Annotated in this window: 8 protein-coding genes and 1 pseudogene; 6 read left to right on the top strand and 3 right to left on the bottom strand. The window is 71.5% G+C overall.

Going from position 1 to position 10888, the window contains the following annotated elements; genetic code table 11:
- Positions 1–320 (top strand): annotated as a pseudogene (locus tag C470_RS01490) (proteasome subunit alpha); the annotation flags it as partial.
- An 83-nt stretch (positions 321–403) separates the two neighbouring features.
- The gene (locus C470_RS01485; RefSeq protein WP_004595717.1) at positions 404–1243 is read left to right on the top strand and encodes an SDR family oxidoreductase; all 840 of its coding nucleotides are present in this window, start codon (positions 404–406) and stop codon (positions 1241–1243) included.
- 31 nt (positions 1244–1274) lie between these two features.
- On the opposite strand, the gene C470_RS01480 is transcribed toward C470_RS01485, so the two are convergent.
- Positions 1275–1793, bottom strand: coding sequence for a hypothetical protein (locus tag C470_RS01480; protein WP_004595716.1), 519 nt, complete (start codon positions 1791–1793; stop codon positions 1275–1277).
- A 228-nt stretch (positions 1794–2021) separates the two neighbouring features.
- On the opposite strand from C470_RS01480, the gene C470_RS01475 reads away from it, so the two are divergent.
- Entirely contained in the window at positions 2022–3947 is a 1926-nt protein-coding gene (locus C470_RS01475) for a beta-CASP ribonuclease aCPSF1 (protein WP_008364726.1), read from the top strand.
- A 587-nt stretch (positions 3948–4534) separates the two neighbouring features.
- Here the strand turns inward: C470_RS01475 and C470_RS01470 are convergent.
- Together C470_RS01470 and C470_RS01465 are read right to left on the bottom strand one after the other, a co-directional pair.
- Positions 4535–6145, bottom strand: a complete 1611-nt coding sequence (locus C470_RS01470) for a hydantoinase B/oxoprolinase family protein (protein ID WP_008364724.1) — start codon at positions 6143–6145, stop codon at positions 4535–4537.
- Entirely contained in the window at positions 6142–8190 is a 2049-nt protein-coding gene (locus C470_RS01465; RefSeq protein WP_008364722.1) for a hydantoinase/oxoprolinase family protein, read from the bottom strand. The genes C470_RS01470 and C470_RS01465 overlap by 4 nt, the downstream gene beginning before the upstream one ends.
- Before the next feature lie 278 nt (positions 8191–8468).
- Here C470_RS01465 and C470_RS01460 point away from each other — a divergent pair, with 278 nt between their 5' ends.
- The 3 genes from C470_RS01460 to C470_RS01450 all read left to right on the top strand — a co-directional run bounded on the left by C470_RS01460 (position 8469) and on the right by C470_RS01450 (position 10886).
- The gene (locus C470_RS01460) at positions 8469–9890 is read left to right on the top strand and encodes a hypothetical protein (RefSeq protein ID WP_008364720.1); all 1422 of its coding nucleotides are present in this window, start codon (positions 8469–8471) and stop codon (positions 9888–9890) included.
- Between the two features lie 49 nt (positions 9891–9939).
- Entirely contained in the window at positions 9940–10377 is a 438-nt protein-coding gene (locus C470_RS01455) for an SRPBCC family protein (protein ID WP_008364718.1), read from the top strand.
- A gap of 128 nt (positions 10378–10505) precedes the next feature.
- Entirely contained in the window at positions 10506–10886 is a 381-nt protein-coding gene (locus tag C470_RS01450; protein WP_004595710.1) for a methylglyoxal synthase, read from the top strand.
- The last annotated feature ends 2 nt before the right edge of the window (positions 10887–10888 follow it).

Raw genomic sequence — 10888 nt, 5'->3', positions numbered from 1 at the left:
CCAGCCCGCTCAGAGATGTGTATAAGAGACAGGGCTCGGACCGTAGCGACCTCCGCGACTACCTCGAAGCGGAGTACGAGGAGGGCATCTCGACCGAGGAGGCGATCGGGCTCGCGCTCGACACCCTCGCGCAGTCGAACGACGGCGAGCTGACCCCCGACGGCGTCGGCGTCGCCACGATCACCGTCGACGACCCCGAGTACGCCGAGCGCTCCTCGGACGAGATCGAGGAGATTCTCGACGAGCGCGACCTGCTCCCGACCGACGAGGACGAGGCGGACGGCGAGGACGCCGACGGCGCGACGGACGACGAGGAGTAACGCGACGGGTTGCTTCCCGGCCGCCGGCGACGGTCCGCCGCCGGGCCGGGAGAGTTATTGCGCCGGAGACTGACCGGAGAGGCGTGCAGAAGACGGCACTCATCACCGGCTGTTCCTCGGGTATCGGCCGCGCCGCGGCGCACGCGTTCCTCGACGAGGGATGGACCGTGTACGCCACCGCGCGGAACCCCGCGGACGTCGAGGCGCTCGGCGAGGGGGGCTGTGAGCTCGCCACGCTCGACGTCACCGACCAGGGAGACGTCGACCGCGTCGTCGAGCGGATCTTAGACGAGGAGGGGGCGATCGACGCGCTGATCAACAACGCCGGCTACGGCCAGTTCGGTCCGGTCGAGGACGTGACCACGGAGCGCGTCCACGACCAGTTCGACGTGAACGTGTACGGGCCGCATCGGCTGATCCGCGCGGTCCTCCCCGCGATGCGTCGCGAGCGCGACGGGACCATCGTCAACGTCTCGTCGGTCGCGGGCCGGGTGTCGATGCCCGGGGGCGGCGTGTACAGCGGCTCGAAGTTCGCGCTGGAGGCGATGTCGGACGCGCTCCGCAACGAGGTCGCGGACCTCGGGATCGACGTGGTCGTCGTCGAGCCCGGCCCCGTGAAGACGAACTTCTCGGAGCGCGCGGAGCGGGAGGCCGACCCCGACGAGCGCGAGGGGGTCGAGCGGACCGACGCCTACGACGAGTTCTACGCGATGTTCGAGGACGCCAAGCTGATCGGCGGCGACGGCCCCGGGGCGGTCGAGCCGGAGCTGGTCGCGAACGCCATCTACGACGCCGCGAGCGCGACGCGGCCGCCAGCGCGGGTCCAGCCCGGGACCGTCGCGCGCGTCGGCGTCCTCGCCCGGTTCCTTCCGGACGCGCTGCTCGACAAGGCGTACGGGTTCGTCCGTAATTTCACGTCGTAAGCGGTCGCAGCGTCGGCCGCTCTGCGCGCTGTCACTCCCCGCTGTCGACCGCGAACGGACTCTCTCCCTCCCGCCAGTCCCACCCCGGGAGCCGCGTCTGGAACCCCGCCGCGAGCGCGGCGTCGAGGTCGTCGGCGCCGGCGGTTCCGGCGCCGCGTTCGTCTGACTCGCCCGCGGTCACGTCCCGGTCCACGTAGATGTCCGCGACGTGGAACGTCGCTTGCGCGAGCAGCGAGAGCGGGCGGCCGCCCGCGATCGTCGCCGCCAGTTCGCGGCCGAGGACCTCGTCGACGACGAACCCGGGGTAGTCGCCCGCCACGTCGAGGTCGCGGAGGAGCGCGACGCAGGCCGCGGCGTTGACGGCGACTTCGCCGTCGGCGAAGACGACGTCGACCTCGCGGCGGTACGCGTCGGGCGCCACCGCGTCGACGTCCGTCTCGAAGAGCCGGCCGAGGCGGTCGCGGGTGTCGTTGAGTATCGGGACGACGACGTCGGCGCGGTCGCGGACCCAGGCGTGTTCGTCGCGGACCGTCTGCGGCGTGACGCGCATGGGCCGGGTTGTGCCGCCTGCGGCTTGCCCTTTGCGAAGGCTTTTATAACGGCGGGGCAGTAGTGCGATCCAAGCGGGTTTTCGCTGGCTGTTCCCGCGTACGGAACCAGTACGGACAGTACTTCCACTATGCCTACCCCGTCACGGTCGATCGATCGGCGTCGAGTCGCCGCGCGACGCGCGACGCGATTCGACGACGACGGCGGCCTCGACGACCCGCAGTGAGATATGAGTCAAGTCGACAAGCAACTCGATACGTTGAAATCCGAGATAGAACAGGAGATTCCAAACGACATCACGGTCACCGACGTGAAATACGAGGGGCCGGAGCTGGTCGTGTACACGCGCGACCCCAAGCGCTTCGCGGGCGACGGCGACCTGATCCGCCGGCTCGCCTCGAAGCTCCGGAAGCGGATCACGGTCCGTCCGGACCCGAGCGCCCTCTCGCCGCCGGCGCGGGCCGAAGACGAGGTCCGCGAGGTGATCCCGGAGGAGGCCGGCGTGACCGACCTCGATTTCCACGAGGACACCGGTGAGGTCGTCATCGAGGCCGAAAAGCCCGGGATGGTGATCGGCCGCCGCGGCTCGACGCTCCGCGAGATCACCCAGGAGGTCGGCTGGACCCCCGAGGTCGTTCGGACGCCGCCGATAGAGTCCTCCACCGTCTCGAACGTCCGCGGCTTCCTGAAGAACGAGCGCGAGGAGCGCCGCGACATCCTCGAACGCGTCGGCCGCCAGATCCACCGCGAGGAGATGTCCGACGACGAGTGGGTGCGGATCACGACGCTCGGCTGCTGTCGCGAGGTCGGCCGCGCGGCGTTCATCCTCTCGACGCCCGAGACCCGGATCCTCATCGACTGCGGCGACAAGCCCGGCGCGGAGGGCGAGGTGCCGTACCTCCAGGTGCCCGAGGCGCTCGGCGCGGGCGCGGCGACGCTCGACGCGGTCATCCTGACGCACGCCCACCTCGACCACTCGGCGCTGGTCCCGCTGCTGTACAAGTACGGCTACGACGGCCCCATCTACACGACGGAGCCGACCCGAGACCTGATGGGCCTGCTCACGCTGGACTACCTCGACGTCGCCGCGAAGGACGGGCGGACGCCGCCCTACGAGTCCGCGCAGGTCCGCGAGGCGATCAAACACACCATCCCGCTGGAGTACGGCGACGTGACGGACGTCGCGCCCGACGTGAAGCTCACGTTCCACAACGCGGGCCACATCCTCGGCAGCGCGGTCACCCACTTCCACATCGGCGACGGCCTCTACAACGTCGCGTTCTCGGGCGACATCCACTACGAGGACACCCGCCTGTTCAACGGCGCCGTCAACGACTTCCCGCGCGTCGAGACGCTCGTGCTGGAGTCCACCTACGGCGGCCGCAACGACTACCAGACCGACCAGGAGGACTCCGAGGAGGCGCTCAAGGAGGTCATCAACGAGACGTACGAGCAGGGCGGGAAGGTCGTCATCCCCGCCTTCGCGGTTGGTCGCTCCCAAGAGATCATGCTCGTCTTGGAGGAGGCGATGCGCGAGGGAGAGATCCCCGAGATGCCCGTCCACCTCGACGGGATGATCTGGGAGGCGACCGCGATCCACACAACCTACCCCGAGTACCTCCGCGACGACCTCCGCGACCGCATCTTCCACGAGGACGAGAACCCGTTCCTCGCCGACCAGTTCAACCACATCGACGCCGGCGAGGACGAGCGGCAGGAGGTCGCCGACGGCGACGAGTGCATCATCGTCTCCACCTCCGGGATGATCGAGGGCGGGCCGATCATGTCGTGGCTCCGCCACATCGGCCCCGACCCGGACTCGAACCTCGTCTTCGTCGGCTACCAGGCGCAGGGGACGCTCGGTCGCCGGATTCAGAACGGCTGGGACGAGATCCCGGTCGACGGCTGGGGCGGCGGGAGCCGCGGCGACACGCTCACCCTGGAGATGGGCACCGAGGTCGTCGACGGCTTCTCCGGCCACGCCGACCGACAGGGGCTGGAGAACTTCGTGAAGACGATGAACCCGCGCCCGGAGAAGGTGCTGTGCGTCCACGGCGACGAGAGCTCCGTTCAGGACCTCTCGTCCGCGCTGTACCACGACTACAACATGCGGACGTTCGCGCCGAAGAACCTGGAGACGTTCCGGTTTAAATAAGCGACCGGTTCGGGTGAGGGCGGTCGAGTGTCCGTGATTGTCGGCGCGGTGACTGAGCATTTGAGTTTCGCTGTTCGCTTATAAATCGTTGCCGGCGCGGAGAACACCGCCGACGCCACGGCCGCTCTTTCATAAATCACCTCCCTGGAGCAGCGGAGAACACCGTCAACGTCCCAGCCGCTCACTTATAAATAGCGGTCACCGAAGTAGCTGAGAACACCGCCAAAGCCCCAGCCGGGAGGGCGGCGTACGCTCGTTGTGCTCCTCGCTCAGTCACTCCGTTCCTTCGCTGCGGTGCTTACGTCGTCATCAGAACGCAGAGCGTTCTGATTGGCTCACGAGAGCTCCGCTCTCGTGAACGCCTACGCCGCCCTCCCGGCTGCCCCTTTGATCCCCGCCCCGCACCGCCCCGCACCGCTCCGCACAGCACCTCACACCTCCCCAGCCTCGTCGGCGGTCCTCCGCTTTGCTCCGGACCGCCGACTCCCTCGCGCGTGCGACTCGCGGCCTCCGCTTCGCTTCGGCCGCTCGCAGGCACGCGCCACCGCCACCTCTACTTATAAATGGTCGCCGGTCGGCTTGCCATCTCAATCCTCGACCTTTCCGTCCCGTCGGTCGCGCTCCCGAGCCTCCGTGTCGCGCTCCGCCGGGTCGCCGTGCCCGCCGCCGCCCGGGGTGCGGATAGAGACCGTCGTTCCGGCGGCGACGTCGACGGACGCCTTCGCCGGGACCGCCTCGCCGTCGATCAGGTTCTCGCCGAGCGCGCCGTCCTCGCCGCCCGCGAGCCCGCGCGGCGCGGTCCGGCGGCGCTCGGTCAAAAGCGAGACGGTCGCGTCCGCCTCGACGGTGAGCGTCCGCTCGATTCCGAGGCCGCCGCGGTGGCGGCCGTCGCCGCCGCTCGACGGGCGCAGCGCGTATCGCTCGACCCGCAGCGGGTACGCCGTCTCCAGCGCCTCGACCGGCGTGTTGAGCGTGTTCGTCATCCCGACCTGAACGCCGTCCATCCCGTCCTTGGTCGGGCGACCGCCGAATCCACCCGCGATCGTCTCGTAGTAGGTGAACTCGCCGCCGCGGTCGCCGATGATCAGGTTGTTCATCGTCCCCTGTCCGCCGGCGGGGACGGCGTCCGGCACCGCCGCCGCGAGCGCGGCGAGGGTGACGTCCGCGACGCGCTGGCTCGTCTCGACGTTCCCGCCGACGACCGCGGCCGGCGGTCGAGGATCGAGCAGCGATCCCTCCGGCGCCGAGATCGAGACCGGCTCGTAGCAGCCGTGGTTCGGCGGGATATCCGGATCGGTGACCGCGCGCACGACGAAGTACACCGCGCTCTTCGCGACGGAGAACGGCGCGTTGAGATTGCCGTCCACCTGGTCGGCGGTGCCGGCGAAGTCGACGTCGATCGCGGCGCCGTCGACGGTGACCGCCACCTCGACGGGGATGTCACCGTCGGTGACCCCGTCGCCCTCGAGAACGTCGGCGGCGCGGTAGGTCCCGTCCGGGAGCGCGCGTATCTCGCTCTCGACCCGCTCGCGGGAGTAGTCGACGACGGCGTCGAAGGCGTCGAGGAGCGCGTCGCCGTGTTCGTCGAGCAGCTCGCCGACCCGCTCCTCGGCGCGCGCGTTCGCGGCGCGCTGCGCGCGGAGGTCCGCCTCGCGCTCGTCCGGCGTGCGGACGTTCGCGAGGATGAGGTCGCGGACCGCCTCGTTCGGCTCGCCGCCGTCGACGAGCCGGACCGCCGGCAGGCGGAGCCCCTCCTCGTATATCTCCCGCGCGCCCGGCGGCATGCTCCCCGGCGCGCTCCCGCCGACGTCGGCGTGATGCGCGCGCGACACGGCGTATCCGACGATCTCGTCGTCCGGGGCGATCGGCGAGACGAGCGTGACGTCGGGGAGGTGCGTCCCCCCGGCGAACGGGTCGTTGACGACGAACACGTCGCCCGGCTTCGGGTCCTTCTCGAGGACGACCTCGACCGCGTCGGGCATCGCGCCGAGGTGGACCGGGATGTGCTCGGCCTGCGCGACCATGCGGCCGTCGGCGTCGAACAGCGCCGTCGAGCAGTCCTGCCGCTCCTTGATGTTCGGCGAGTAGGCGCCGCGGATCAGCACGTGGCCCATCTCGCTCGCGACGCTCTCCAGTTGGTTCCGGAGGATCTCCAGCGTGACCGGGTCGACGCCGGGGTCGGTCTCCGCGTCGGTCACGCGTCGCTCACCTCCGCCACCAGCGCGCCGTCGCCGCGCAGTCGGACGCCCCACGCTGGCGGGACGACGACCGTACTCTCCGGGCCCTCGATAACGACCGGGCCCTCGACGCCCTCGTCGGCCGGGAACCGATCACGGTCGTAGACCGGGGTCTCGCGCGCGCCGGCGGGGAACACCGCCTGGCGGGTGGTCCGCGGCCCGGGATCGTCGACCGCGTCGACGCCGACCGTCGGCGCGCTCCGCGGGACCGTGGCCGTCGCGCGGCAGTTCACCAGCTCGACCGGCTCGTCGGCCCGGTAGCCGTACGCCGACTCGTGGGCCGTCGCGAACCGATCGCCGACCGCCGCGGGGTCGAACGGCCGCTCGACGTCGACGGTGAGCTCGAAGCTCTGCCCGGCGTACCGGCAGTCCGCGGCGTACTCGACGCGCGCCGCGTCCGGGTCGCTGACCTCGTCCAACAGGCCGTCGGCGAGGTCCCCGTAGAGCGCGTCGATCGCGTCGGGATCGACCGCGGCGAGCGGGCCCTGACGGGTCCGAACCGCGTCGCGGGTCTCGTCGGCTGCGAGCAGGCCGTACGCCGACAGGACGCCGGAGGCGTGCGGGACGATTACCCGCTCGACGTCGAGGCCGTCGGCGATCTGGACCGCGTGCATCGGTCCGGCGCCGCCGAAGGCGACGAGGCCGAACTCCCGGGGGTCGTGACCGCGCTCGACGGTGACGGAGCGGATCGCGCGCGTCATGTCCGCGTTCGCCACGCGGTGGACGCCCAGCGCGGCTTCGACGGGGCCCTCCATCCCCGCCTCGTCGGCGAGGTCGGCAAGGGCGTCGCGGGCGGCCGCCGCGTCGAGCGACAGGTCGCCGCCGAGGTCGGTGTCCGCGCCGACGTACCCCAACACGAGGTTCGCGTCCGTGACGGTCGGCTCCGTGCCGCCCTTCCCGTAGCAGGCGGGGCCGGGGTCGGCGCCCGCCGAGCGCGGCCCGATCCGGAGCGCGCCGCCGGCGTCGACCCACGCGATCGACCCGCCGCCCGCGCCCACCGTCTCGACGTCGACCATCGGCGTGCCGATCGGTCGGTCGGCGATCGCCGACTCCGTCGTGCGCTCGACCTCGCCGTCGCGGACGAGGCTCACGTCGCTCGAGGTGCCGCCCATGTCGAAGGTGATCAGGCCCCCGGGGTCGCCGTCGGTCCCGGCCGTCGCGCTCGCGCCCACGACGCCCGCCGCCGGCCCCGAGAGGACCGTTGTCACGGCGTTCCGCCTGACGGTGTCGGCGTCGGTGACGCCGCCGTTGGCCTGCATGATCCGCGGTTGCGGCAGCCCCAGGTCCCGCGCGCGCTCGGTGAGCCGACCGACGTAGCCGTCGATCGCCGGGCGCACGTACGCGTCGACGACCGTCGTCGAGGTGCGCTCGTACTCGCGGAACTCCGGGAGCACCTCGTGGGAGGCCGACACCGGCACGCCGAGCGCGTCGCGCAGCGCGTCCGCGAGGCGCTCCTCGTTCTCCGGGTGCGCGTAGGCGTGGAGCAGGCAGACCGCGACCGACTCGACGTCCGCGTCGCGGAGGTCGGCGACGACCGACTCGATCGCCTCGTCGTCGATCGGTCGCTCGACCCCGTCGGCGGTCGAGCGCTCGGACACCTCGAACCGGCGACGCCTGGGGACCAGCGGCGTCGGCTTCTCGGCGTCGAGGTCGTACAGCGACGGCCGGGTCTGCCGGCCGATCTCCAGCACGTCGCGGAACCCCTCGGTCGTCACGAGCGCGGTACGCGCGCCGTCGCCCTCCAGCAGCGCGTTGACGGAGACGGTCATCGCGTGGGAGAACTCGGTCACGCTCTCGGGGTCGATCCCGGCCGCCTCGCAGGCCTTCTCGATGCCGGCCGCGACGCCCTCGCTCTGGTCGTCGGTGCTCGGCACCTTCGCGGTGACGAGGTCGCCGTCGAGCGAGAGCGCCACGTCGGTGAACGTTCCCCCGACGTCGACGCCGATCGCTCGGCCGCCTGCCGGTCGGTCGTCCACCGAATCGCCGTCCGTCGAACCCCCGCCCATCTACGACACCCCCGCGGCGTCGCGGAGGCTCCGGACGCCGAGCGGCGCGGTGTCTCGGTCGCGTGGCATGGAGCCCCCTCGTTACCGGACGGACTTAAGACCGCCCCGTTCGGAGGTGCGGCCGCCTCGCGGCCCCCGGCGCCCGCCGGCCGGGAGCCGCGTTCCCGCGGTCAGACGCTTCCGCGAACATCTTCGGGAACAGTCGGAGGGCGGCGGCGGTCCGTGATCCGAACATGGGAGCAGTTCCGGGCGGAATCGACACGGCGAGGGGGCCGCCGATGACGGTCCCGCTTCGACACTTCCTCGTCGGACTGGCGCTCCTCGGCTGCGCCCTGCTCGTCGGAATCGGTCTGGTCGCCGACGCGGTGCCGGGGCTCGGCGGCCTCGTCCACGTCCACCTGTTCCTGATCGGGTGGGTGTGCGTGACGATCATGGGCGCGATGACGCAGTTCGTCCCGGTGTGGTCGGGGACGACCCTCCGCTCGCGGCGGCTCGCGAGCGCGCAGCTCGCGCTGGTGGTCGGTGGACTGGTCGGGTTCGGGGCCGCGCTCGTGCTGGGCCGCCTCTCCTGGCTCGCGGGGTTCGGCGCCGTCATGCTCTGCGGCTTCTGGGCGTTCGTCTACAACGTCGGCCGGACGCTCGCGACGGTCGACGAGTTCGACGTGACCGAGCGCCACTTCGTCGTGGCGCTCGCTTTCTTCGTCGTCCTGACCGGGCTCGGCGTCCTGCTCGCGGCGGACCTCGGCTCCGGGCTCCTCGCGGGCCTCGGCGTCTCGCACGCCGGCGTCCGCGGCGCCCACGTCACCCTCGCCGTCTTCGGCGCGGTGCTCACGACGATATACGGCGCCCTGTACCAGCTCGGAACGATGTTCACGCAGACGGCGCTCCGCGGGATCGACCACCGCCTCCGCGCGGTCGAGGAGGTCGGTCACCCGGTCGGCGTCGTCGGGCTCGCGGGCGGGAGACTGGTCGGATCGACCGCCCTCGCCCGCGTCGGCGCGGCACTGGTTCTGCTCGCCGCGCTGGGGTTCGCGGTCGTCCTCGCCCGCCGGCTCTCCGAGATGCGCGTCGAGCGCACGCCGATGCACACGCGGTACGCCGTCGTCGCGCTCGCGCTGGCCGCGTGGGTCGCGACCGCCGCGCCGGCGTGGATTCGGTCGCCGGCCGCCCCGGAACACGTCCTCGGCGGCCCCGGCAGCGCCCCCCTGCTGCTGCTCGGCGTGGTCGGGTTCGTGATCCTCGGGACGCTGTACCACATCGTCCCGTTCGTCGTCTGGGTCGAGCGGTACAGCGACCGACTCGGCTTCGAGGCGGTGCCGATGATCGACGACCTCTACGACGATCGGCTCGCGGCCGCCGACGGAACGCTGCTGTTCGTCGGGACCGCGCTCGTCGCCGCCGCCGACCTCCTCGCGGGCGCGTCGGGGACGGCGCTCGGGGGCGGAGCCCGGGGACCGGCGCTCGTCGGGATGACGCTGGTGACGCTCGGCGTCGCCGTCTTCGCGGTCAACGCGGTTTGGGTGATCCGCCGGCACAGCCCCGGCACGCTGGCTCGGGTCGCGCTCGGGCGGTTCGCTGCGCCCCGGGCAGTCGGTGGCTCGGACGCGGTCGAAAGCGACGCCGAAGCGGGCGGCGCGGGAGGGGGCGGCGGCACGGTCGAGGGCGACGGCACGGGCGACGAGCCCGCACCTGCGGAGTGAACCGCGGAACGGTTTCGAGCCCGAACCAGCGGCGATACGCGACACCGGAATGAACGAAGTCACCCTCTCACGAGCGATCGAAGCGCCCCCGGAAGCCGTCCGCGACGCGATGGCGGACGCCGAGGCGTTCGTCCGCTCCTCGGGGTTCGACGAGGTCGAAGCCGACGGCGAGACGGTGCGCGTGGCCAACGACGTCGGCGTCGCGTCGATCGAACTGACGCTGGAACTCGTCGACGACCCGGATGCCGACCTCGCTTCCGAGCAGCGCGAGGGGATCTTCGAGTCGATGCGAACGGAGTACGTCGTGGCGCCGGCCGCGGGGGGAAGCGAGGTGACCGCGACGACGGAGTTCGCGCTCGACGTGGCCCTGATCGGCGACCTCCTCGACGGCACCGTCATCGAGCGACAGCGGCGAAGAGAGCTGTCCGCGCAGTTCGACTGGCTCGAAGCGCGGTGTGTGGACGGTTCGACGACCACCGGCGAGTGAGGCGGGCGGACGGGCGGGCGCGGCCGCGACGAGGGGTTCCGCCCGCGCCGTAACGAGAGCGCCCGGCGTCTTGCGGGGCCGGCTGCGCCGAAGCTAGTATTTAAGCGACGCCGCCGCGAGCCCAGCGTATGCGCATCGCGCTCATCGCTCACGACGAACTGAAAGACGAGATGGTCGCGTTCGTCGAGTCGCACACAGCCGTCCTCGACGAGTGCGAACTGGTGACCACCGGGACGACGGGGAAACGCATCGCGGACGCCACCGGGCTCTCCGTGAACCGGCAGGCCTCGGGCCCGTTCGGCGGCGACCTCCAGATCGGCGCGATGATCGCGAGCGACCGGATCGACGGCGTCGTCTTCCTCCGGGATCCGCTGACCGCACAGGCCCACGAGCCCGACATCTCGGCGCTGCTGCGCGTCTGCGACGTGAAGGACGTGCCGCTGGCGACGAACGTCGCGTCCGCGGAGCTGCTCGTCGAGGGGCTCCTCGGCGGCGATTCTCTCGACTGATA

The organism is Halorubrum distributum JCM 13561, from assembly GCF_000337395.1.
Classification (GTDB): Archaea; Halobacteriota; Halobacteria; order Halobacteriales; family Haloferacaceae; genus Halorubrum; species Halorubrum distributum.
This window is presented reverse-complemented; position numbering and strand designations above follow the sequence as displayed.